Source organism: Nocardia sp. NPDC004573 (assembly GCF_053602135.1).
In genome coordinates, this window is the sequence record NZ_JBSGDA010000014.1 from 123,144 (window position 1) to 144,797 (window position 21,654).

Genomic DNA, 21,654 nt, shown 5'->3' on the forward strand with positions numbered 1-21,654 from the left:
ATGTGCGCTGAGAGATCCGCCTAGAGCTTACTGGTTGCGCTCGCCCAGTAGCAGGTCGACGGTCAGTTCCAGGCGTTCGGTGACATCGGTGGCCGAGGCGCGCCGGGTGAGCCAGGCGACCAGATTCGACAGCCACACGTCGCTGATCACCCGGGCGATGGCCAGTTGGCGCTCGGTCGGCTCGCCGTCGTTCATGGCGCGGGCGAAGACGCGGTCCATGACCTTGCCGACGCGGTCCACCTCGGCGGCGGCCGAGGCGTCGGCGAACATGAACGCCCTGGTCATGGCCTCGGTGAGCAGCGGATCGCGCTGCATCATCCGGGTGATCTGGGTGAGCAGCAGGTGCATGCGCTCCTGCGGAGACTGTCCGGCAAGCGGCTTGCGTTTGCCCTCGATCTGCTCGAACTCGCGCGACAGCGCCGAGACCAGCAGGTGCACCTTCGACGGAAAGTAGCGGTACAGCGTGCCGACGGCGACGTCGGCGCGTTCGGCCACCGCGCGCATCTGGACCGCGTCGTAGCCGCCCTTGGACGCGAGCGCCAAGGTCGCGTCCAGGATCCGCTTGCGCCGTTCGCGCTGCGCCGCCGAGCTCAGCTCGTCCTCGCTGAGCGTGGTGACCGTGGCCGCGGGCCGGGCCGCGCTCGGGTCGGCTGGCTGCGATCGGGACGGACTGGCCATTGATGAAAGTCCTTTCCGGAAACGTCGTTTCGTCGGCTGCGTGCGCGGTGTGGCCGCGGCGGCGATGGTCTCTTGACTTCCGCCCGGCTAGGATATTAGAACATGTTCTAGGTGTGGGAGTCACGCCGGAAAGGCGGTATGGAGTGTGACCATCGCCACCACTGACGAGCATAAAGCCGTCCAGGAGTCGATGCGCGGATGGGCTGCGTCGGTCCGTCCAATTGCAACAATGCGGACCGGTGCGGCCGACTTCTGGCGCGCCTACTGGCCCGCGCTGGCCGAGATCGGGATCTTCCGGGTCGCGGTCGCCGAGGACGCGGGCGGTGCGGGCGGGTCGGTCGCCGATCTGGCCGTGCTGGTGGAGCAGGCGGCGCACGACTTGGTCGGCGGCCCGGTGCTCGCAACGGCTTTGGCCAATCTGATCACCGCCGGGCAACTCGACGAGGACCTGCCGTGCGGTGTCGCACTCGACTTCGTCGTCGGTTCGACGGTGAGCGTACCCGCCGCAAGCGATGGGGTGTTGCTCGCGGGTACCTGGGATTCCGTGCTTGGCGCCGCGCCGGGGACCGCCGTGCTGCTGCCGATCGACCAACCTCAGGGGCAGCGCTGGTGCCTGGTGCCGCCAGACGCCGCAGGCCTACGGGTGGAGGCGCTCTCGCCGCTGGACCAGAGCACGCCGCTGGCGCGGGTGCACTGCGCCGACCTGCGCGTGCCCGCCGAACGCGTGTTCGTCGCGCCGCACGCCGCCGGGGATCTGCTCATCGCGCTGGTCGCCGCCGAACTGTCCGGTCTCGCGGGCTGGTGCCTGGAGACCGCGGTCGAGTACGCCAAGGTGCGCGAGCAGTTCGGCCGCAAGATCGGTTCGTTCCAGGCGGTCAAACACATCTGCGCCTGGATGCTGTGCCGCACCGAGCTCATCCGCGCCGTGGCGGCCGACACCGCGGCCGCCGTGGACGACGGCGGCGCCGAGCTGCCGATCGCCGCCGCCATCGCGGCAGCGATCGCTCTGGACGCCGCGGTCGAGACCGCCAAGGACTGCATCCAGGTGCTCGGCGGTATCGGCTTCACCTGGGAACACGACGCGCACCTGTATCTGCGCCGGGCGGCGGCGCTGCGCCAGCTGCTCGGCGGTTCGGCGCGCTGGCGAGCCCGGGTCACCGAGCTGACCCGCCGGGGGCTGCGGCGCACCACCGGCGCCGACCGGGTCTTCGCCGAAGAAGGCGTGGCCGCCGTGGACGGCGATCGCGCGCACGAACTGGCGGCCGACGTCGCACGGATCGCGGCGCTGCCCGCCGACCGGCAGCGCGCCGCGCTGGTCGAAGCCGGCCTGGTCATGCCGCATTGGCCGCGCCCGTACGGGCGCGCCGCGGACCCGATGACCGGCCTGGTGATCTCCGAGGAACTGCGCCGCGCCGGGCTCACCGCGCCCGACCTGGCCATCGGAGGCTGGGCGATTCCGACGTTGTTGCAGCACGGGACGCCGGCGCAGATCGAGCGCTTCGCTTGGCCGACCTTGCGCGGCGAGGTGGTCTGGTGCCAGCTGTTCAGCGAGCCGGAAGCGGGCTCCGACCTGGCGGCGTTGCGCACCACCGCGAAGAAAGTGGACGGCGGCTGGGTGCTGCGCGGTCAGAAGGTGTGGACTTCGCTGGGCGACAAGGCGAATTGGGCGATCTGCCTGGCGCGCACCGACCCGGACGCGGCCAAGCACCGGGGCATCACGTACTTCTTGGTCGACATGCACAGCGCCGGGCTCGAAGTGCGCCCGCTGGTGCAGATCACCGGGGAAGCGCGTTTCAGCGAGGTCTTCCTCGACGACGTGTTCGTGCCGGACGACTGCGTGGTCGGCGCGCTCAACAACGGATGGAAGATCGCCCGCTCCACCCTCTCCACGGAGCGGGTGGCCATGGGCGGCAACGGAATCGGGCCCGTGCTCGAAGAGCTGATCGCGAAGTCGCCCGCCACCGGCCCCGGCGCGGAGCTGGTGAACGACCGGCTGGGCGGTTTCGTCGCGGAGGCGATCGCGGGCCTGCTGCTCGAACAGCGCGCCGCGGTGAAGATGCTGGCGGGCGGGGACCCCGGCGCGCAGAGCAGCGTTCGCAAGCTGGTCGGCGTGCGCCACCGCCAAGCGGTCGCCGAATTCGCCGCGGAGGCGGCGGGCCCGCTGGGCGCGCAGGACTCCGAGGTGACCAAGGAGTTCCTGCTCACGCGCTGTCTGTCGATCGCGGGCGGAACCGAGCAGATCCTGCTCACCGTGGCCGGTGAGCGGATTCTGGGGCTGCCCCGTGACGCGGACAGCTAGCCCTACAGTCGATCGGGAGACAAGCGTGGACTTCACCAGGGACGAGGGCCAGGACGCCGTGGCCGAGGTCGTCGTGAGCTTGCTGGAACGTGAACCGGCGCGCGACATGCGGTTGTGGCCGAAGCTGGCCGACTCCGGCTTGCTCGTGGTCGCGCTGCCGGAGCGGTACGGCGGGGACGGCATGGGGCTGCTGGAGGTGTCGGCGCTGCTCACCGAGCTGGCCACCGACGCGGTGGCGGTGCCCGCGTTGCCGACGCTGGGCTTCGGCGTGTTGCCCGTGGTGGCCTGCGCGCCGGAGCGCGTGCAGGAGCTCGTGTTGCCCGGGGTCGCCGAAGGCGCCGTGCTCACCGCGGCGCTGAGCGAACCGGCGGCACCTTTCACCGTCAAGCCGGAGACGACCGCGATCGTCGACGGCGGCACGGTGCGCGTCACGGGCCACAAGGTCGCCGTGCCGTACGCCGAGGAGGCGAGCTGGTTGCTCGTGCCGACCAACGCGGGCATCGCCGTCGTGGACGCTCAGGCCGACGGGCTCACCCGGACGCCGACGCCGGTCTCCGGCGGCATCCCCGAGTGCACGGTGCGCCTGGAGGAGGTGGAGATCCCTGCCGACCAGCTGTGGCCGGTCGGGCTCGCCGACCTGCACCGGCTGGCGGTCGCCTCGATCGGCTCGGTTGCCGATGGCTTGCTCAAGGGGGCGATAACGCTCACCGCCGAGCATCTGCGCACCCGTCATCAGTTCGGCAGGCCGCTGGCGGAGTTCCAGGCGGTAGCCCAGCAGATCGCGGATCTGTACGTCGTGTCGCGCACCCTGCACGTCGCCGCCATCTCCGCCAATTGGGCTCTGGCGCAGGAGGATGCGAGCCAGGAGCATCGCGAGCGCACCGACGACGACCTGGAGATCCTGGCCTACACGGTCGCCGGGGAATTGCCCGCGGCCATGCAGAAGTGTCACCACCTGCACGGCGGCCTCGGCGTCGACGTGACCCACCCGATGCACCGCTACTACTCACAAGCCAAGGACATCGCTCGCTGGCTCGGCGGCGCGTCGTTCCGGCTCGACCGATTGGGGGCCAGATGTTCATCGACCTGACCATCGAGCAACGCCGGCTGCGCGACGAACTGCGCTCCTACTTCGCCGATCTCGTGACTCCCGACGAGGAGGCGGAGATGGCGGTGAACCGGCACGGCGACGCCTACCGCGCCGTGGTGCGCCGGATGGGCCGCGACGGCTGGCTCGGCGTCGGCTGGCCCAAGGAATACGGCGGCCAGGGCTTCGGGCCGGTCGAGCAGCAGATCTTCTTCAACGAGGCGGTCCGCGCCGACGTTCCGCTGCCGCTGGTGACGCTGTTGACTGTCGGACCCACGTTGCAGCAGTTCGGCACGGACGAGCAGAAGCAGCGGTTCCTGCCCGGAATCCTCGCCGGAGACATCCATTTCGCGATCGGCTATTCCGAACCGGAGGCGGGCACCGACCTGGCCGCGCTGCGCACCTCGGCGGTGCGCGACGAGTCAGGGGACTGGATCGTCAACGGCCAGAAGATCTTCACCACGGGCGCGCACGAAGCCGACTTCATCTGGCTGGCCTGCCGCACCGGCTCCACCGAGTCGCGCCACCGCGGCATCACGATCCTGATCGTGGACACCACCGATCCCGGTTACTCCTGGACGCCGATCATCACCTGCGACGGGGCCCACCACACCAACGCCACCTATTTCGACGACGTGCGCGTCCCGGCGAGCATGCTGGTCGGCGAGGAGAACCGGGGCTGGAAGCTGATCACGACGCAGCTCAACCACGAGCGGGTGAGCCTCGGTCCGTCGGGCAAGATCGAACAGCTCTACGACCGGGTGCGCGACTGGGCGCAACCGCGCGGCGTGCTCGCCGAACTGGACGTGCGGCGCGCGCTGGGCCGCATCCACGCCATGGTCCGGTTGAACGAACTGCTGAACTGGCAGGTCGCGGCGTCTGATGGGCGGCGGTCGCAGGGCCCTGCGTGGTCACGCTCCGCTACCGCCTCCGGGCCCGGCGCTCCCGCCGCCGGGACGGTGGACGGCGACCAGGCCCAGGTGATCGCCGACGCGTCCGCCACCAAGGTCTACTCCACCGAATCGCTCCAGGAGGCGGGCAGACTCGCCGAGGAGATCGTCGGCCGCTACGGCGACCCGGCCGACCCGGCCACCGGCGAGCTGCTGACCTGGCTGGACCGCAGGACCAAGCAGAACCTCGTGGTCACCTTCGGCGGTGGCGTCAACGAAGTGATGCGCGAGCTGGTCGCCTCGTCCGGACTGCGGCTGCCGCGAGTACCCCGATAACCGATGAAGGAGCCGCGCGTGCCGGAAACCACTACTCCGGAAGCGATTCTCGACGCAGCCCGGGCGATCCAGGCGGCGGGTGAGTGCGCGCCCCGTGTCGGGCGCGATCCGGTGAACCAGCCGATGATCAACAACTGGGTCGAGGCGCTGGGCGATGCCAACCCGATCTACGTCGACGAGCAGGCGGCGCGTGCGGCGGGACATCCCGGCATCGTCGCGCCACCCGCCATGGCTCAGGTGTGGACCATGTTCGGGCTCGGGGGCTCCCGGCCCGCCGACGACCCGATGGGGGCGGCCACCGAGCTGCTCGACGCCGCGGGGTACACCTCCGTGGTAGCCACGGACTGTCAGCAGACTTACCACCGCTATCTCAACGTCGGCGAGCAGGTCTCGGTCACCAGCACGCTGTCGGATATCCGCGGCCCGAAGCGCACCGCGCTGGGCGAGGGATGGTTCGTCACCTTCCAGACCAGCTGGCGGGTCGGTGACGAGGTGGTCGCCGAGATGCTGTTCCGGCTGCTGAAATTCGCTCCCGGCACCGCGGCGCCGAAACCCGAAGCAGGCGAGCGGGTCAAGCCGCTGGTCTCCTGGGACACCGAATTCTTCTGGGACGGAACCAAGGCCGGTGAGCTGCGTATCCAGCGGCTGCCGGACGGATCGCTGCGGCATCCGCCGATTCCCGCCATCTGGCAGGACAAGTCGAAACCGACCGACTACATCGTCGCCTCCGGGCGCGGCACCGTGTTCAGTTACGTCGTGCATCACGCGCCGAAGGTGCCGGGACGGCAGCTGCCGTTCGTGGTGGCGCTGGTCGAATTGGAGGAGGGCGTGCGCATGCTCGGTGAACTGCGCGGCATCGACCCCGCCGAGGTGCGGGTCGGCCTGCCGGTGGAGGTGGGCTTCGAGAAGCTCGACGACGAGGCGGTCCTGCCGGTCTGGCAGGTGGTCGCATGACCGCGGCCGTCGAACCGGACGCCGTGCGCGTCGGCACGGTGCTGCCGGAGCTGGTGATCCACGCCGATCCCACTTTCGTGATCAGTACCGCCCTGGCCACCAGGGACTTCCAGGACGTGCATCACGATCGGGACAAGGCCGTCGCCCGCGGCTCGAAGGACATCTTCGTCAACATCCTCACCGACACCGGTTTGGTGCAGCGGTTCGTCACCGATTGGGCGGGCCCGCGCGCGATCGTCAAGTCGATCGCGCTGCGCTTGGGCGTGCCGCTGTACGCAGGCGACACGCTGACGCTCACCGGCACGGTGACCGCGCTGGAGGGCGACGACATCCACATCGCCGTGGTCGGTACGGACAGCCTCGGCGACCACATCACGGCCACGGCCGTCATCGCGTTGCGGAGGGCTGATGTCTGATCAGCGGATCTCCGGCCGGGCCGCCGTCGTCGGCATCGGCGCCACGGACTTCTCCAAGGACTCAGGGCGCAGCGAACTGCGTTTGGCCGCCGAGGCGGTCACGGCCGCGTTGGCCGACGCGGGCCTGACGCCCGCCGACGTGGACGGCCTGACCACCTTCACCATGGACACCAACACCCAGGCCGCGGTCGCCAGGGCGGTCGGCATTCCGCAGTTGAAGTTCTTCAGCCACATCGGGTACGGCGGCGGCGCGGCGTGCGCCACCATCCAGCAGGCCGCCATGGCGGTGGCCACCGGCATCGCCGACGTGGTCGTGGCCTATCGCGCGTTCAACGAGCGGTCGGTGTCGCGGTTCGGGCAGTTCTCCACGGCGCTGGCCACCGCGCCCACGTCGTCGGGCATCGACGCGGGCTGGTCCTACCCCCAGGGGCTGGGGACGCCGGCCGCGCAGGTCGCGATGGTCGCCCGCCGCTACATGCATGTCTACGGCGCCACCAGCGAAGACTTCGGCCGGGTGGCCGTGGCCGACCGCAAACACGCCGCGGTGAACCCGGCCGCCTTCTTCTACGGCAAGCCGATCACTCTGGAGGATCACCAGAACTCCCGCTGGATCGCCGAGCCGCTGCATCTGCTGGACTGCTGCCAGGAGTCCGACGGCGGCGTCGCGATCGTGGTCACCAGCGTGCAGCGGGCCCGCGATCTGCCGCAGCGTCCCGCCGTGATCGCCGCGGCCGCGCAGGGTTCCGGGGCCGACCAGTACGTGATGACCAGCTACTACCGCGACGCCATGACCGGTCTTCCGGAGATGGGGCTGGTCGGCGAGCAGCTGTGGGCGCAGAGCGGATTGCGTCCGCAGGACATGCAGGCCGCCATCCTCTACGACCACTTCACCCCGTTCGTCCTCATGCAACTGGAGGAACTCGGGTTCTGTGGCCGGGGCGAGGCGAAGGACTTCATCGCCGGGGGCGCCATCGAGGTCGGCGGCCGGCTGCCGCTCAACACCCACGGCGGCCAACTCGGTGAGGCGTACATCCACGGGATGAACGGCATCGCCGAGGCTGTGCGCCAGATCCGGGGTACCTCGGTCAATCCGGTCTCCGACCTGACCAACATCCTGGTCACGGCGGGCACCGGCGTCCCAACCTCCGGCTTGGTGCTCACCACCGGCTGATCGGTTCGGTGTCGCCCGCGCGCGGACGATGGGTGGGAGTCGCCGAGGCGTAGGTTGGGGTCGGTGGTGGACCGGCATCTGGTGGACGTGCACGTGCTGTTGCTGCGCGGCGCGGAGGTGTTGCTGAGCAGGCGGCGCAGTGCGGACGAGTTCGACGGGCTGTGGCACCTGCCGGCCGGAAAGCTGGAGGCGGGGGAGTCGGCGCTCGCCGCGGCCGCCCGCGAAGCCTGCGAGGAGGTCGGTGTGGTGATCGCCCCGGCGGATCTGCGGCACGTCCACTCCGCGCACGTGGTCGATACCGGGCGGGAGGCGCGGATCGGGTTGTTCTTCGAGACCCGCCGCTGGTCGGGCGAGCCGGTCAACCGCGAGCCCGACAAGTCGTACGAATTGCGCTGGTTCCCCCTGGCGAACCTGCCGGAAACACTCATCCCGTACCCGGCCGCGGGCATCCGCGGCTTTCTCGACGGCGTGACCTACAGCCAGCGCGGCTGGCCGGACTGAGCGCGGCGGTCACGCGTTCAGGTGTGCGGTGAGGATGCGGGCCAATTGCCGCACACTCTCCGGCGTGCCGGGGCGCAAGGCGGTGCGGATGCCCGCGAAGCGGTCGAAGACGGCTCCCTCGACGACGGCGACGAAGTCCTCCGCCCGGGTCCGCGGGTCGGATGCGCCCATGGCGTGGAAGAGCTCCCGGGCGCGGTCGACCGAGAACAGACTGTGCGCCAGCCGGGGATGCAGGTCGCGATCGTCGAGCAGATCGACCAGCAGGGCATGGCGGGCGATCAGATGCGCGCGCCGGTCGGCCAGCAGCCGGTCGAGCCGGGCGGCGATGGCCTCAGCGGCCGATTCCGGCGCGGTGGCGGAGGAGGGCGCGAGCGCGGCGGCGGCGAAATCCGCCCGGGATCGGTCGGTGATCCGGTCCACGACGGCCTCGATGAGCGCGCGTTTGGTGCGGAAGTAGTACGAGGTCGATCCCAGGGGCAGGGCCAGTTCGGTGTCCAGCGCGCGGTGGGTGAGCGCGCGCAGGCCCTTGGTCGCGATCAGTTCGATGGCCGTGTCGATGAGGAGCACGCGCCGGTCGCCTGTGGACATCATCACCCTTCCTGGCGGCCGGGTGGCCGGTCCTCTACAAATGTAGAGGACTCAGGAGGTGTCATGGAACCCGATGTCATCCGGTGGGATTCCGATCAGGCGCGGGCGGCGGCGCGGTTGCGCGAGTTGGTCGATCGGCGCGGTCGCCCGGTCCGGCGTCATCGGGGCGTCTATCTGCACGGCAGACCCGGACGCGGCAAAACGATGCTCATGAACCGGTTCTTCGCCTCGGTGGCGTCCGAACGCAAGCGGCGCTACCACTTCCATCCATTCTTCGCCGAATTACACGCCACGGCACACGCGTCCGGCTCCATCGATGCCGCGGTGGACGCGCTGCTCGGCGATGCCGTGCTGATCTGCTTCGACGAATTCCACGTGCACGACATCGGCGACGCGATGCTGCTCGCACGGCTGCTCGACGCGCTGTTCGCCCGCCGCGTCACGCTCGTGGTGACCTCGAACTACCCGCCGGAAGGCCTGCTGCCGAATCCGCTGTTCCACGACCGGTTCCTGCCGACGATAGACCGGATTCTCGCGCACATGGACGTGGTGCCGGTCGACGGCGCGATCGACTATCGCTCCCTCGGCGCGTGCGCCGTCCGCTCCGGATTCGCCGCCGGACGATACGTCGTGGCGCGCTCGGCGGCCGCTGTCGGCACGGGAAAAATCGCTGCGTCCCAACGCGACAACGAAGCGTCGGCCGAGATTTTCCTCGGTGCCCGTAGATTGCACGCCATTGCCGGAGACGACGGTGCTCTCGTCATCGACTTCGCCGCATTGTGTGGAGTCCCAACTTCCGCACCGGATTATGTTGCGCTGGCCCAACGATTTCCGCGCTGGGAAATCCGGGAAGTGCCACGGCTGTATGAAGTTCCGCCCGACTGGGCGATGCGTTTCGTGAACGTGGTCGATGTTCTCTACGACAGCGATCGGGAGCTCACCGTCGTCGCGTCCGCGCCGCTCGCCGCGCTCGTGCGAGACGTCGCGGAAGTGCCGGATATCTCACGTTTGGCGAGCCGGCTTTGTGAATTGTCCCAGTCCTCGTCCGATATCACCGGCTAGTCGCCGCCATGATGGACGGCCGGTCGACTTCCCGCACAGCTGCGCTTTAAGAGGAGAGACTCCGAAGTATTCCATTCCATCCCGAGCGGACCGCCCGGCATGTAACTATGTGGCTGTTTTGTGCAGTACTCAGATTTGGTGGTAACCAGTGGCCCGGGCGCGAGCGCCGATATCGCGCGTGATCGTCCTGATCACGCTGCTGGCTTTTGCCGCCATCGCCCTGCACGGATACATCCCAGGAATTACCGAAACCGAGTCGCGCAGGCACGCACCGTCCGCCCTGTCGGTCGCGCTCATGCCGGTGCTGCTCACCGTGTCCATCGTGATCCTGCTGGCCGGGGTGATCGCCAGTCAGCACCGTTTGCCACTGGCCATGCCGGAGCCGGAGCGGGAGGAGGAGCGCACGCAGTGGCGTCTCGGGCGTGTCGGCCTCGCGCTGCTGGGCGCGCTCGCGCTGCTCGGCGTGCTGTTCGCGGCCGCGGCGGCGATCTACTTCCTCGGCGCGAGCAGGTCGAGCGAGCCCGCGCGCCCTGCGGCGCCCGCCACCACCACGGGCACGCCGCCAGAGCACGGGACGCCACCGTCCGCCGAATCCGACCCGAGGTCGGCGGAGTTGACCGGGACAGCGCTGGTCCTCGCCGGAATCGCGGCCGCGGGCTTGGTGACGGTGGCGATGAGCGGTCTGGTCGTGGTCGCGGTGTCGACCCGGCGCAAGCCCGCTCCCGTGCCCGCGCAGACGGTCGCGGCGGCGCCCACCGTGGCGGATTCGCTGGCCCGCGCGGCCGAGATGGGTCTGGCCGCGATGAACGCTCCGGGTCAGGACCCGCGCACCGCGATCATCGCCTGCTACGTCGCGATGGAGCGCGGTCTCGCCTCCGACCGCGCCGCCGCACCACTCGTCTCGGACACCCCGATGGAAGTGCTTGCCCGCGCGTTCGAACGCGGCGCGCTGCACGACGCGTCCGCCCGCGAGCTGGTCGCTCTCTTCGAGGAGGCCAGGTTCAGCCCGCACGCCATGCTCGAATGGCAACGGATGCGGGCCGAGCAACTGTTGCGCATCGTGCTCGCCGATCTGCAAGGGGAGGTGCCCGCGTGACCGGACGGGCGAGAGAGGACCTCGCGTGAATCGGATGGGGGTGGTGATCATCGCCGTGATCGTCATCGCGCTGGTCGAGCTGGTCGCCGTCGAGCGCGCCCGCGGATTGCTGCTGGTCGTCGCCGGGATCCCGGTGGCGGTGGCACTGGTCTGGCTGGTCTGGTCGCTGTTCGAGCGCTCGGAGGCCGCGGACGACGAGGTCGAGGACATGGAGAACGGGCCGGCGGAGATGCTGCAACGCTGGCACGCCAGGGCGCAGATGCTCGCGGACCGCGCGGACGGCAGCCGTGCCGATTGGGACCGGCACCTGCGTCCGCTGCTGGCCAAGGAGTTCGAGCTGTCCAGCGGACAGCGGGTGGCGAAGAACCGCAGAGCGGTCGAGGCAGCGGGTATCCACCAGTTCGGGCCCGAGCTGTGGCGCTGGGTGGACCCGGCCAACTCGGCCCTGCGTGATCAGACCGGCAGGGCACCGGGACGTGCGGCGCTGGACGAGATCCTGAGCCGCCTGCAGAGAATGTGAAATGGGTTGAGGCAAGTGCGGGTACACACATGACCATGCCGATGGACGTGACCATCCAGCGCAGTGAGGCCGTGCTCCGGGAGCTGTCCCGGGTCGTGGTCGGCAAGCAGGACGAGTTGCAGTTGATCATGATCGCCGTGCTGTCCGGTGGGCACGTGCTGATCGAGGACTTACCCGGCCTCGGCAAGACGCTGATCGCGAGATCGTTCGCGGCCGCGCTCGGGCTGCAGTTCACCCGGGTGCAGTTCACGCCCGATCTACTGCCCGCCGACCTGCTGGGGTCGACGATCTACGACATGTCCTCCGGCCGGTTCACCTTCCGGCGCGGGCCGGTGTTCACCAACGTGCTGCTGGCCGACGAGGTGAACCGCACCCCGCCGAAGACGCAGGCCGCGCTGCTGGAGGCGATGGCGGAGGGGCAGGTCAGCATCGACGGCGAGACGTTGCTGCTGCCGCAACCGTTCATCGTGCTGGCCACCGACAACCCGATCGAGTACGAGGGCACCTATCCGCTGCCGGAAGCCCAGCTCGACCGGTTCGCCATCCAGCTGCGGCTGGGGTACCTGTCCGAGCGCGACGAGACGCAGATGATCCGCCGCAGGCTGGAACGCGGCGCGCAACAGCCGCAGGTCAACCAGGTCGTGGACGCGAACGGGCTGCTGGAGATGCGGCAATCCGTCGAATACGTGACCGTGCACCCAGACGTGGTGAGCTACGTCGTCGCGCTGGCGTCGGCCACCAGGGGGCACCCCCAGGTCGAGGTCGGCGCGAGCCCGCGCGCGGAACTCGACCTGGTGCAGATGTCCCGGGCTCGGGCGCTGCTGCTCGGCCGCGACTACGTGATCCCCGAGGACGTGAAGGCGCTGGCGATCCCGGCCATGGCGCACCGGATCACGCTGCGGCCGGAGATGTGGGTGCGCCGCATCCGCGGCGAGGACGTCATCACCGAACTGCTGCGCCGTCTGCCGGTCCCGCGCGCCACCATGACATGAGGCACCGCGACGCCAGCTCGGCGGTCGACGCCGAATTGCGGTGGCGGCCCGCCCCGCTGGTCTTCATGCTCGCGGGGTGCGCCGCGGCGGCCCTGGTGCTCGCGGTGGTCCTCGGCAGGTGGCAGCTGCTGGTCTTCGCCGCGCCGCTGCTCGGCGTGCTGGCCACCGCGCCGTGGCAGCAGTCCTCCACCCGGATCCAGGTCGACGGCGGCGGCACGCTGCGCTGTTTCGAGACCGAGGAGGTGACGCTCACCGTCGCCGCCTTCGTCGAGAAGGGGCACGCGCTGCTGCGCCTGAAACCGCAGAGCTCGGCGGGGCTGGGGATGCAGGTCGAAGAGGCCAGCGATTCCGGAGTCGCGCCCGCCGGGTTGCGCCTGGCCCTCTCAGCGGGCCGGTGGGGGCGCTACCCGGTGTCGGTACGGGTTTCCGCGCTGAGCCCCGCCGGGCTCGCGGTCGCCACCGCGATACTGCCCGCGGGCCAGTTGTTCGTGTATCCGATCACCGATCCGCAACGCATGCGCTTGCCGCGCACGGAACTCCCCGAGCGGCTCGGCACCCACCTGACCCGCAGGCACGGCCCCGGCGTCGAATACGCCGACATCCGCGCCTACGCGCCCGGCGATCAGTTGCGCATCGTGAACTGGCCGGTGAGCGCGCGGCGGGGACGGTTGTATGTCACCGAGCGGCTGACCAACCGTTCCGCCGACGTCGTGGTGCTGGTGGACACCTCCCAGCAGGCGCCGGGACCGGCCACCGATTCACTGGAGCTGTCGGTGCGCGGCGCGGCGCAGGTGGTGCAGTCGACCCTGCAGGCGGGCGACCGGACCGCCGTGGTCTGCCTCGGCCAGGCGCCGCGCTGGCTGCGGCCGGACATCGGACGCCGCCAGTTCTACCGCATCGTGGACACCGTGCTCGACGTCGGCGACGAGCACATCCCCACCACCGGCACGCTCGCGCCGCACGCGGCGGTGCCGCTCGGCGCGATCGTGGTGGCGTTCTCCACGCTGCTGGACACGCAATTCGCGCTCGCGTTGATCGACCTGCGCAAGCGCGGGCACGTAGTGGTCGTGGTGGACGTCCTGCGCGGCACGCCGTTCCGGGAGGACCTCGACCCGATTCTGGCCAAGATGTGGCAGCTCGAGCGCGCGGCCATGTACCGGGACATGGGCACCGTCGGCGTCGACATCGTGGCGTGGCCGGAGGACGCGCGCCTGGACCAGATCATGCGGGCGCTGCCCGAGCACCGCAGGGCCGTACGGGTGCGCCGATGACCAGATTCCTCGCCGTTCTCTCCGGGGTGCTGCTGGCGGCGTCGGTGGCGCTGTTGGAGCCGTGGATCGGCATTCCGGCCCTGGTCTTCGTCGCGCTCGGCTGGTGGCTGCGGCCGCTCGCGGTCTGCGCGGTACTGCTCGCGGTGGCCGTGCTGGCGATTGCCGACGCGGGTGTGCTCGCCTCGGCCGCAACGGGATTGGTCGCCACTACCTATCTGCTCAACGCGGCGACGGTGACCGCCCCGCACGGCGTGGTGCCGACCACGATCCCGTCGGTGACCGGTGCGGTCGGCTTCGCGGCGGTCGCCGTCGCCGCCGCTCTGCTCCCACTGCGCTTGGCCTGGGCGCCGCTGGCCGCGCCGGTGCTCGTGCTGGTGCTGTACGCCTTGGTGATCCAGGGCGCCGCCGCCCGGCGCGGGCATCGCGATCGGGAACTGGACCGTCGGGCGGAGCCTGAGACGCCGTAGCCCGGTAGGCGTTCGTCCGTCTAGGGGCTATCCAGCCCGTGTTTCCAAACGTGCTGCGGATCAGACTCCCGGCCGCTTCCCCCGTAGGGGCCGCTTCGCGAGGGCATAGAACGCGCGTCCGCAGAAAGCGATCTCTCTCGGCTGCACGTTTCGCGGTCAACCCAGATACGGACTCGTGCGCTGTTCGGCGTGGTGCTGCAACCGGAGCCGGACAGTCGCGTGCACGGGCAGCGTCTCGAGTTCGTCGAGTCGTAGGAATTCGACAGAGGTCGATTCATTGGACACGGAGATTTCCCCACCGGTCACTCTGCCGTAGTAGACCACTGCGAACTCTTGCCGAACCTCACCGTCCGCGTGTTCGATCACGTGCTCAGGATCGGTGTAGATACCGAGCAAACCGGTGATCTCTATGTCCAGTCCGGTCTCTTCGCGGGTCTCCCGAACCGCGCAATCCTCCAGAGTCTCGCCTACTTCCATGATTCCACCGGGCAGAGACCAGTTACCCGAGTCGCCACGGCGCTGCATCAGTACACGCCCGTGCTCGTCGGTCACCAACGCGGAAGCTCCCGGCTTCAGCGAGTTCGGCCGTGGCGCGTTCGGATCTCGGTAGTAGTCACGCCGTGAGCCCATTGGCGAATCCTTGCGTCGTTGTGTACGGGGTGACAGTGCCCCATATCTGTTCGAACTGGTCGGCGAACGACTCGAATATCCCGTGCTGCGACAACCGGCGCAGATGCAGCGCCGTGTGCTGGTAGCCACGGGCCCGGAACAGGTACGGCGTGACGATCATTTCGGAGTCGAACCGGAACACAGAGTTATACAGATGGGTCGAGTGACGTCCCACGGTGCAGCCAGGGGTATCCGCAAGTGGTCCCAGCATCGACAGCGCGTTACGTATCCGGCCAGGGAGCGTCCCGCCCATCTGCTCTAGCGCGTCACGTTCCAGGACGTGAGCGCAATCCGGATCGGCGAAGCCTAGCCGGACCTCGCATCCTGCGCGGCACTTGGCGGCGATGATCTCGGCTGCCCTCGGCAGCAGTTCGAACACGAACGGGTACGCATACCCGATAATGTCAATTCGCTCGGTTGCCTTGTGTACCAAAGAAATCCATAGATCGCTGGGAATGTCTGCCCGGTGCGCATATGCGCTGATGACCTCTGCGGTGGCCGGTGCGCCGGATTGCAGGTCCGGTCGCGTCGCAGGCCATAGGGTCTGTTCGGTCTCCTGGAGTGCTTCAGCTATCCGAATCCTGGTTCGGCGGTGCGGTACCCGACCGGCAAGCCAGCGGTTGACGGTCTTCACGTCCACGCTGGCGAGTGCTGCCAGCGCTGCTGAGTCGAGTCCGGCCCTCAGCATCGCGGACTCGAGCCGAGATGTCATACGCACATCTTCCCAAAGGTCGCGTACCCGGGTGAGAACCAAGCACCGGGACGAATGTGACTCTGTTATCGGACGATCGGGTCGTTGCCAAACATGTGCCGTTGTCTCGGTGCCGCTGGTGGAAGACGGCCGACGGCCCATCGAACGGATGGGGAACACTGACCGATGTCCGTTGCCCCGATCGGCTGTTCTGTCTCCACCTCGTTCCGGTCGTAGACGGCCGGATCGGACGGCACGAACGCAGCGACGGTCGCCCGTGCCGGTGGTCCGGTTCCCGGATCGAAGACGGCCGGCCGGAGGGTATGCGATGAAGCCGAACCCGTCGCACATCACGACGTCCCCGGATGGCTCAGCATCGGTCGAATGGAAGCTGATTGGACGCGTAGCGCGTATCGCCCACCTGACGACCGAGACCTCCACTGTGTCGTTCAAGCCGTGGCCGGATCTGTCGGAGGCTCGGGAACGCTACCCGCGTCTTGCTGGACTCTGGGACCGGGTTCGACACGACTACTGGGCCGAGATGCTTAACGCTGGAATGCTTCCAGGAGAAGAGCCCACGGCCACACAAGACGCCTTACGGATGCGCTCACCCACATCTGGCGCGCCGTCATGCGAGGGAGACTGCTCAGGCGGGGCGGAACCGTAGCGAGACGTCGCCGAGGACCGATGCGTCGTCGCGTTCGACCACGGTCGCGGCGATGACGAGCTGGTCGTCCTGGCGCCAGATCCGGGTGCGGATCGTCTCGCCCGGGTAGAGCACACCCGCGAAGCGGGCGCGGAAACCGGTGACGCGGCTCGCGTCGGAGTCGAGCACGGTATCGGTCACGGTCTTGCAGACGATGCCGTAGGTGCACAACCCGTGCAGGATGGGCGCGGGAAACCCGGCCGCGCGGGCGAATTCGGGGTCCGAGTGCAGCGGGTTGCGATCACCGGACATCCGGTAGAGCAACGCCTGCTGCGGCAGCGTCGGCGTGGTGACGTCGAAATCCGGTGCGCGATCCGGCAGTTCGGCCTTGGTGCGCGGTCCGCGCTCGCCGCCGAAGCCGCCCTCGCCCTTGGCGAAGATCGAAGAGCGCTCGGTCCACAGCGGCGCTCCGTCGGAGCCGGTGACGGTGTGCTCCTGGACGATGACCGCGGCCGAGCCCTTGTCCCAGATCTCGGCGATCCGGCTGGTCTTGGTCGCCTTGCCCGCCGCCGGGATCGGCCGGTGCACTTCGACCTCCTGGTGACCGTGCACCACCTTCGCCAAGTCGATCTCGACCCCGGGGAAGCTCACCTTCGGCGGCTCGGTCTCGTGCACCGTCGCCGCCACGGTGGCGAAGGTCGGCAGCACCTGCGGTTCGCGGTCGTCGAGGTAGCGCAACTCGGCCGGGTCGGTCCAGCGCGTGCCCGCGCCGAGGCCCAGCTGGTAGAGCTGCACGTCCGAGGGGGTCCAGGCGAACTCCCGGCTCGGCAGTTGCGCGCCGAGCGCGATCTTCGGGTCGATGGGCATCAGTTCTCCTTGTGCATGATTGTGGATCGATCCGGCCCGTGCGCGCCGCGCGTGCGGTCGTGCCGGAACTCGGCAGCGCCCGGGTTCGATCCTGCGCGTCCGGACACCGGCTCGCCAGTGTGTCGTCCGCTCCGCGGGATCGTTCCACGGCTGCTCATCGGCCTGGGGATGGATCGCGGTGTCCCGCCCGCGAGCCGTAGCCCGCACCGCGATCCCTGCTCACGCTTCCGCGGTGGCGGTGGCGGGCTGCTCCTTCTTCCGCTTGACGATGTCCAGCACCGCGAGGTATCCGAAGGTGATCGCGGGGCCGATGGTGGCTCCGGGCCCGGCGTAGGTGTGGCCCATCACCGGTGTGGAGCAGTTGCCGGAGGCGTACAACCCCTCGATGGCGCTGCCGTCCTCGCGCAGCACCCGCCCTGCGGTGTCGGCTACCAGCCCGCCTTTGGTGCCCAGATCGCCCGGCACGATCTTGGCGGCGTAGTACGGGCCCTGCACCAGCGCGGCCAGGCACGGATTGGGCCGCACGGTCGGATCGCCGTAATACCGGTCGTAGTGGCTGTCGCCGCGGCCGAAGTCCTCGTCCTTGCCGGTCTCGGCGAAGCCGTTGAACCGGGCCACGGTCGCGGCCAGCTCGCCGGCGGGCACGCCGATCTTGCTTGCCAATTCCGCGATGCTGTCGGCCTTGACGATGAAGTCGTTTTCCATCCACCGGGACGGAAACCGCTGACCGGGCTGTAGTCCGGCGAAGATGTAGCGGTTCCGGTAGCGCTGGTCGAACACCAGCCACGCGGGGATGTTCTCGCCCGGCCCCTCACCCTGCCCGTACTCGCCGCCGTACATGGTGTGCACTGCCTCGACGTAAGGAGCGGACTCATTTCCGAATCGCTTCCCGTCGGCGTTCACCATGATGCTGCCGGGCAGGTTCCGTTCGGCCAGCGCGAACCATGGTCTGCCGCCTTTGAAGATGGTCGGCCCCCACCAAGCGTCCTCCATGAAACCGATGGCCGCGCCCGCCGCCATGCCCGCTTGGATGCCGTCGCCGGTATTGGCGGCCGCGCCGGTGGTCCACTCGGTGGTGATGGGCTGGCGCTGGTATTTGGTGCGCATCTCCGCGTTGTGCTCGAAACCGCCGCTGCCGAGGACGACGCCGTAGCGGGCGGTGAACGTGACCGGCTCGCCCTCGTGCAGCGCACGGACGCCGGTGACGACGCCGTCGGTCACGACGAGGTCGGTCATCGGGGTGTTCAGCAACAGCGGCACGTTCGCGTCCATGAGCCCCTTGCGCATGCCCGCGATGATGGCCTGCCCCATGCCGACGATGTGTTTGCGGGTGAACTTGGCCCAGTAGGTGCGCGCGCCCACGCGCATCGCCCGGAGCATGCCCTTCGGATGACGCCGGATCAGATTGAGCCGGACGAAGTCGGCCTGCATGACCACGACGTTCAGCGGAGCCTTCGCGTACGGCGGCTCCAGGTGGAACCGCTCCTCGCCCAGGATCTTCGTGTCGAACGGCTTGGGCTCGCACGAGCGGCCCTCGGGCCGACCGCCCGGCGCCTCCGGATGGTAGTCGGAGTAGCCCGGCACCCAGGTCATCTTCAGCGGCGAATGATCGAGCACGAAGTCCATCGCCTCGGCCCCACGATCGATGAAGGCGTCGATCCGTTCGGAGGGCACGACGTCGCCGATGATGCTGTGCAGATAGGTCCGCGCGTCCTCGCGGTCGTCGGGCCGACCGGACGCACGCAGCGCCTTGTTGCCCGGGATCCATACGCCGCCGCCGGAGCGCGCGGTCGACCCGCCGTAGTGCGCGGCCTTCTCGATGACCACCACGCTCAGGCCGTTGTGGGCCGCGGTGAGGGCGGCGGTCATGCCGGCGGCGCCGCTGCCGACCACCACCACGTCGTATTCCCGATCAGTCATGTAGAACACGTTATAGAATGGACGCGCCATTGGTCTATGTTGTGTGGCAGAAGACTTGCTCGACGTTCCGTTTGTCGAGGAAACTTGTTTCAGTTTCAGACCGGAGTTAAGAACATGGGCCTCGAATGGGACCTGGCCACCGACGTTGTCGTGGTCGGATACGGCGCCGCGGGTGCGGCGGCCGCGCTGGAAGCGACCGCGGCGGGCGCGCAGGTGCTCGTGCTGGAACGTTTCGCCGGAGGCGGGACGTCGGCGCTGTCCGGCGGGATCATCTACGCGGGCGGCGGCACGTCGGTGCAGCGCGAGGCGGGAGTCGAGGACACCCCCGAGGCCATGTACGCCTACCTCGAGCGGGAGGTCGGCGACGCGGTCGCCCCCGAGACGCTGCGCCGGTTCGTCGACGAGAGCCCGGAACTGATCGAGTGGCTGAAGGCGCACGGAGTCCCCTTCGAAGCCTCGCTGTGCCCGTACAAGACCTCCTACCCCAACGACCGCTACTACCTGTACTACTCCGGCAGCGAGATCTCCGGCGCGTTCCGCGACATCCCGGCCGCCCAGCGCGGGCATCGGGTGAAGGGCAGGGGCACCTCGGGAAAGAAACTCACCGGCCCGCTCGCCGCGGCCGCGTCCAGGGCGGGTGTGCGCGTGGAGACCCTCACCCGAGTCACCCGGCTGCTCACCGACGGCGCGGGCGCCGTGATCGGCGTCGAATGCCACACGCTGCGCGACGCGCCCGGCCGGGTCCGGGACCGCTACACCCGCATGGCAAAGGCCGCGGCCAAACCCGGCATCTACTACCCGCCGCTGCGGCGGGCGCTCGAACAACGGCTGGAGGCGCTGGAACGTCGCTACGGCAGCACGATTCGCGTTCTCGCGCGGCGTGGGGTGGTGCTCGGCGCGGGCGGGTTCATCGCCAATCGCGACATGGTGCGGCAGTACGCGCCGGCGTTCCAGGGTGGTCTCGCCCTCGGCACCACCGCCGACGACGGCAGCGGCATCCTGATGGCGCAGCAGGTCGGCGCGGCGGTGGACCACATGGACAACGTCTCCGCGTGGCGATTCCTGCTCCCGCCCAGCGCGTTCACCGGGGCGCTGCTGGTGGACGCCGAAGGTCGCCGGGTGATCGACGAGACGCGCTACGGCGCCGCGGTCGGCAACAAGCTGATCACCGAACACGGCGGCAAGGGCTGGCTGCTGGCCGACGAGCCGCTGATGCGCACCGCCATCGGGCAGATCGGCAAACAGGGCGCCTGGTTTCAGCGCGGGCAGTTCGAGACGATGCGGCGCACCGCCGTTCGCGGCGCGACGCTGGAGCAAGCCGCCGCCGAGGCGGGCATCGACCCGGCCGGACTGCGCGCGACGGTCGACGCGCACAACACCGCGATCGAGACCGGCGCCCCCGATCCGGTCGGCAAGCCCCCGGAGTTCACCGGACCGATCCGCACCGGCCCGTTCTGGTTGTTGGATGTGGGCATCAAACCGAGCCTGACCAACCCGTGCCCCATGCTCACCCTCGGCGGCGTCGTCGTGGACGAGCGCACCGGTGCGGTCAAGACGACCGAGGGGGCCGACATCCCGGGGCTCTTCGCCGCCGGGCGCACCGCGGTCGGCGTCTGCTCCGAGTCCTATGTCAGCGGGCTGTCGCTGGCCGATTGCATCTTCTCCGGCCGCAGGGCAGGCCGGTCCGCCGCGGGCGAGCAGGTCTCGGCGCTGGAAAAAGCAACTGTGGAAGGGAAATAGCGTGCTGTCCGACGCGGTACGAACCGAACTGGCCGACGAACTCGAGTGCGCGGAGCGCGACCGGGTGGCGATCGATCCGCTGATCGCCCGTCACCCGGACATCGACGTGGTCGACGCCTACGAGATCCAGCTGATCAACATCCGGCGCAGGCTGGACGCGGGCGCGCGCGTGGTCGGGCACAAAGTGGGCCTGTCCTCGAAGGCCATGCAGCAGATGATGGGCGTGGACGAGCCCGACTACGGGCATCTGCTCGCGGAAATGGAAGCCTACGAAGACGTTCCGGTCGAAGCGGGCCGCTACCTGTTCCCCCGGGTGGAGGTGGAGGTCGGGTTCGTGCTCGGCGCCGACCTGCCCGGCGCGGAATGCACCGAAGCGGACGTGCTCGCGGCCACCGTCGCGTTCGCGCCCGCGATCGAATTGATCGACTCGCGGATCAAGGACTGGAACATCGGCCTGGCCGACACCATCTCCGACAACGCGTCCTCCGCCGGTTTCGTGCTCGGCGCCCAGCGCGTCGCGCCGAAGGACATCGACGTCAAGGCCATCGACGCGGTGCTCACCCGCAACGGCGAGGTGGTCGCCGAGGGCCGCAGCGACGCCGTGCTCGGTGATCCGGTGATCGCGGTGGCCTGGCTGGCGCGCAAGGTCGCGAGCTTCGGGGTCCGGTTGAAGGCAGGCGACATCGTGCTGCCCGGCTCGTGCACCCGCGCCATCGACGCCCGTCCGGGCGATGAGTTCCACGCCGAGTTCGCCGGACTCGGCTCCGTCCGTCTGCAATTCACCTAGGGAGGC

21 protein-coding genes are annotated in these 21,654 nt (G+C 69.3%); 15 read left to right on the forward strand and 6 right to left on the reverse strand.

Annotated features, from left to right (window positions below; all coding sequences use genetic code 11):
* Positions 1 to 27: 27 nt before the first annotated feature.
* Positions 28 to 678, reverse strand: a complete 651-nt coding sequence (kstR, locus tag ACWEKR_RS22085; protein WP_043686038.1) for a cholesterol catabolism transcriptional regulator KstR — start codon at positions 676 to 678, stop codon at positions 28 to 30.
* A gap of 145 nt (positions 679 to 823) precedes the next feature.
* Between kstR and ACWEKR_RS22090 the strand changes: the two genes are divergently transcribed.
* The 7 genes from ACWEKR_RS22090 (at position 824) to ACWEKR_RS22120 (ending at position 8,332) form a co-directional block, all read left to right on the forward strand.
* On the forward strand, positions 824 to 2,977 hold the full coding sequence (locus ACWEKR_RS22090) for an acyl-CoA dehydrogenase family protein (protein ID WP_452356060.1): 2,154 nt from the start codon (positions 824 to 826) through the stop codon (positions 2,975 to 2,977).
* A gap of 25 nt (positions 2,978 to 3,002) precedes the next feature.
* A complete protein-coding gene (locus tag ACWEKR_RS22095) occupies positions 3,003 to 4,067 on the forward strand; it encodes an acyl-CoA dehydrogenase family protein (protein ID WP_452356061.1) in 1,065 nt (354 codons plus the stop codon).
* Positions 4,052 to 5,290: an acyl-CoA dehydrogenase family protein gene (locus ACWEKR_RS22100; RefSeq protein ID WP_452356062.1), complete on the forward strand. Its 1,239-nt coding sequence runs from the start codon at positions 4,052 to 4,054 to the stop codon at positions 5,288 to 5,290. The genes ACWEKR_RS22095 and ACWEKR_RS22100 overlap by 16 nt, the downstream gene beginning before the upstream one ends.
* A 3-nt stretch (positions 5,291 to 5,293) precedes the next feature.
* Positions 5,294 to 6,244 (forward strand): bifunctional MaoC family dehydratase N-terminal/OB-fold nucleic acid binding domain-containing protein, encoded by a 951-nt coding sequence (locus ACWEKR_RS22105; protein ID WP_452356063.1) that lies wholly within the window; start codon positions 5,294 to 5,296, stop codon positions 6,242 to 6,244.
* Complete coding sequence (locus ACWEKR_RS22110) at positions 6,241 to 6,660, forward strand: MaoC family dehydratase (RefSeq protein ID WP_195088546.1); 420 nt, start codon at positions 6,241 to 6,243, stop codon at positions 6,658 to 6,660. The genes ACWEKR_RS22105 and ACWEKR_RS22110 overlap by 4 nt, the downstream gene beginning before the upstream one ends.
* Positions 6,653 to 7,831, forward strand: coding sequence for a lipid-transfer protein (locus tag ACWEKR_RS22115; protein ID WP_452356064.1), 1,179 nt, complete (start codon positions 6,653 to 6,655; stop codon positions 7,829 to 7,831). The genes ACWEKR_RS22110 and ACWEKR_RS22115 overlap by 8 nt, the downstream gene beginning before the upstream one ends.
* Before the next feature lie 63 nt (positions 7,832 to 7,894).
* On the forward strand, positions 7,895 to 8,332 hold the full coding sequence (locus ACWEKR_RS22120; protein WP_195088542.1) for an NUDIX hydrolase: 438 nt from the start codon (positions 7,895 to 7,897) through the stop codon (positions 8,330 to 8,332).
* 9 nt (positions 8,333 to 8,341) lie between these two features.
* On the opposite strand, the gene ACWEKR_RS22125 is transcribed toward ACWEKR_RS22120, so the two are convergent.
* Positions 8,342 to 8,920 (reverse strand): TetR/AcrR family transcriptional regulator, encoded by a 579-nt coding sequence (locus ACWEKR_RS22125; RefSeq protein WP_452356065.1) that lies wholly within the window; start codon positions 8,918 to 8,920, stop codon positions 8,342 to 8,344.
* 63 nt (positions 8,921 to 8,983) lie between these two features.
* Here ACWEKR_RS22125 and zapE point away from each other — a divergent pair, with 63 nt between their 5' ends.
* From zapE to ACWEKR_RS22155, 6 genes are all read left to right on the forward strand, one after another.
* Positions 8,984 to 9,982, forward strand: a complete 999-nt coding sequence (gene zapE, locus ACWEKR_RS22130) for a cell division protein ZapE (RefSeq protein WP_452356066.1) — start codon at positions 8,984 to 8,986, stop codon at positions 9,980 to 9,982.
* Between the two features lie 178 nt (positions 9,983 to 10,160).
* Complete coding sequence (locus ACWEKR_RS22135) at positions 10,161 to 11,078, forward strand: DUF4129 domain-containing protein (RefSeq protein ID WP_452356067.1); 918 nt, start codon at positions 10,161 to 10,163, stop codon at positions 11,076 to 11,078.
* Between the two features lie 34 nt (positions 11,079 to 11,112).
* A complete protein-coding gene (locus tag ACWEKR_RS22140; protein ID WP_452356125.1) occupies positions 11,113 to 11,598 on the forward strand; it encodes a hypothetical protein in 486 nt (161 codons plus the stop codon).
* A gap of 29 nt (positions 11,599 to 11,627) precedes the next feature.
* The gene (locus tag ACWEKR_RS22145) at positions 11,628 to 12,590 is read left to right on the forward strand and encodes an AAA family ATPase (RefSeq protein ID WP_195088527.1); all 963 of its coding nucleotides are present in this window, start codon (positions 11,628 to 11,630) and stop codon (positions 12,588 to 12,590) included.
* Positions 12,587 to 13,861: a DUF58 domain-containing protein gene (locus ACWEKR_RS22150; RefSeq protein ID WP_452356068.1), complete on the forward strand. Its 1,275-nt coding sequence runs from the start codon at positions 12,587 to 12,589 to the stop codon at positions 13,859 to 13,861. The genes ACWEKR_RS22145 and ACWEKR_RS22150 overlap by 4 nt, the downstream gene beginning before the upstream one ends.
* A complete protein-coding gene (locus ACWEKR_RS22155) occupies positions 13,858 to 14,328 on the forward strand; it encodes a hypothetical protein (RefSeq protein ID WP_452356069.1) in 471 nt (156 codons plus the stop codon). The genes ACWEKR_RS22150 and ACWEKR_RS22155 overlap by 4 nt, the downstream gene beginning before the upstream one ends.
* 156 nt (positions 14,329 to 14,484) lie before the next feature.
* On the opposite strand, the gene ACWEKR_RS22160 is transcribed toward ACWEKR_RS22155, so the two are convergent.
* The 4 genes from ACWEKR_RS22160 to kstD all read right to left on the reverse strand — a co-directional run bounded on the left by ACWEKR_RS22160 (position 14,485) and on the right by kstD (position 19,130).
* The gene (locus ACWEKR_RS22160) at positions 14,485 to 14,958 is read right to left on the reverse strand and encodes an NUDIX domain-containing protein (RefSeq protein ID WP_452356070.1); all 474 of its coding nucleotides are present in this window, start codon (positions 14,956 to 14,958) and stop codon (positions 14,485 to 14,487) included.
* Positions 14,942 to 15,709 (reverse strand): hypothetical protein, encoded by a 768-nt coding sequence (locus tag ACWEKR_RS22165; RefSeq protein WP_452356071.1) that lies wholly within the window; start codon positions 15,707 to 15,709, stop codon positions 14,942 to 14,944. The genes ACWEKR_RS22160 and ACWEKR_RS22165 overlap by 17 nt, the downstream gene beginning before the upstream one ends.
* A 625-nt stretch (positions 15,710 to 16,334) precedes the next feature.
* Positions 16,335 to 17,201 carry a MaoC/PaaZ C-terminal domain-containing protein gene (locus ACWEKR_RS22170; RefSeq protein ID WP_452356072.1) on the reverse strand — a complete coding sequence of 289 codons (867 nt, stop codon included), beginning with the start codon at positions 17,199 to 17,201 and terminating at the stop codon, positions 16,335 to 16,337.
* Between the two features lie 219 nt (positions 17,202 to 17,420).
* A complete protein-coding gene (gene kstD / locus ACWEKR_RS22175) occupies positions 17,421 to 19,130 on the reverse strand; it encodes a 3-oxosteroid 1-dehydrogenase (RefSeq protein ID WP_452356073.1) in 1,710 nt (569 codons plus the stop codon).
* 105 nt (positions 19,131 to 19,235) lie between these two features.
* On the opposite strand from kstD, the gene ACWEKR_RS22180 reads away from it, so the two are divergent.
* Positions 19,236 to 20,861, forward strand: a complete 1,626-nt coding sequence (locus ACWEKR_RS22180; protein WP_452356074.1) for an FAD-binding protein — start codon at positions 19,236 to 19,238, stop codon at positions 20,859 to 20,861.
* Between the two features lies 1 nt (position 20,862).
* The gene (locus ACWEKR_RS22185) at positions 20,863 to 21,648 is read left to right on the forward strand and encodes a 2-keto-4-pentenoate hydratase (protein WP_452356075.1); all 786 of its coding nucleotides are present in this window, start codon (positions 20,863 to 20,865) and stop codon (positions 21,646 to 21,648) included.
* Positions 21,649 to 21,654 lie beyond the last annotated feature (6 nt).

Coding starts and splice junctions, on each gene's coding strand:
- ACWEKR_RS22150 (WP_452356068.1), top strand. CDS start 12,587: ATGAGGCACCGCGACGCCAGCTCGGCGGTCGACGCCGAATTGCGGTGG.
- ACWEKR_RS22105 (WP_452356063.1), top strand. CDS start 5,294: ATGAAGGAGCCGCGCGTGCCGGAAACCACTACTCCGGAAGCGATTCTC.
- zapE (WP_452356066.1), top strand. CDS start 8,984: ATGGAACCCGATGTCATCCGGTGGGATTCCGATCAGGCGCGGGCGGCG.
- ACWEKR_RS22115 (WP_452356064.1), top strand. CDS start 6,653: ATGTCTGATCAGCGGATCTCCGGCCGGGCCGCCGTCGTCGGCATCGGC.
- ACWEKR_RS22165 (WP_452356071.1), bottom strand. CDS start 15,709: ATGACATCTCGGCTCGAGTCCGCGATGCTGAGGGCCGGACTCGACTCA.
- ACWEKR_RS22145 (WP_195088527.1), top strand. CDS start 11,628: ATGACCATGCCGATGGACGTGACCATCCAGCGCAGTGAGGCCGTGCTC.
- ACWEKR_RS22110 (WP_195088546.1), top strand. CDS start 6,241: ATGACCGCGGCCGTCGAACCGGACGCCGTGCGCGTCGGCACGGTGCTG.
- ACWEKR_RS22180 (WP_452356074.1), top strand. CDS start 19,236: ATGGGCCTCGAATGGGACCTGGCCACCGACGTTGTCGTGGTCGGATAC.
- ACWEKR_RS22160 (WP_452356070.1), bottom strand. CDS start 14,958: ATGGGCTCACGGCGTGACTACTACCGAGATCCGAACGCGCCACGGCCG.
- ACWEKR_RS22155 (WP_452356069.1), top strand. CDS start 13,858: ATGACCAGATTCCTCGCCGTTCTCTCCGGGGTGCTGCTGGCGGCGTCG.
- ACWEKR_RS22100 (WP_452356062.1), top strand. CDS start 4,052: ATGTTCATCGACCTGACCATCGAGCAACGCCGGCTGCGCGACGAACTG.
- ACWEKR_RS22125 (WP_452356065.1), bottom strand. CDS start 8,920: ATGTCCACAGGCGACCGGCGCGTGCTCCTCATCGACACGGCCATCGAA.
- ACWEKR_RS22170 (WP_452356072.1), bottom strand. CDS start 17,201: ATGCCCATCGACCCGAAGATCGCGCTCGGCGCGCAACTGCCGAGCCGG.
- kstR (WP_043686038.1), bottom strand. CDS start 678: ATGGCCAGTCCGTCCCGATCGCAGCCAGCCGACCCGAGCGCGGCCCGG.
- ACWEKR_RS22140 (WP_452356125.1), top strand. CDS start 11,113: ATGGGGGTGGTGATCATCGCCGTGATCGTCATCGCGCTGGTCGAGCTG.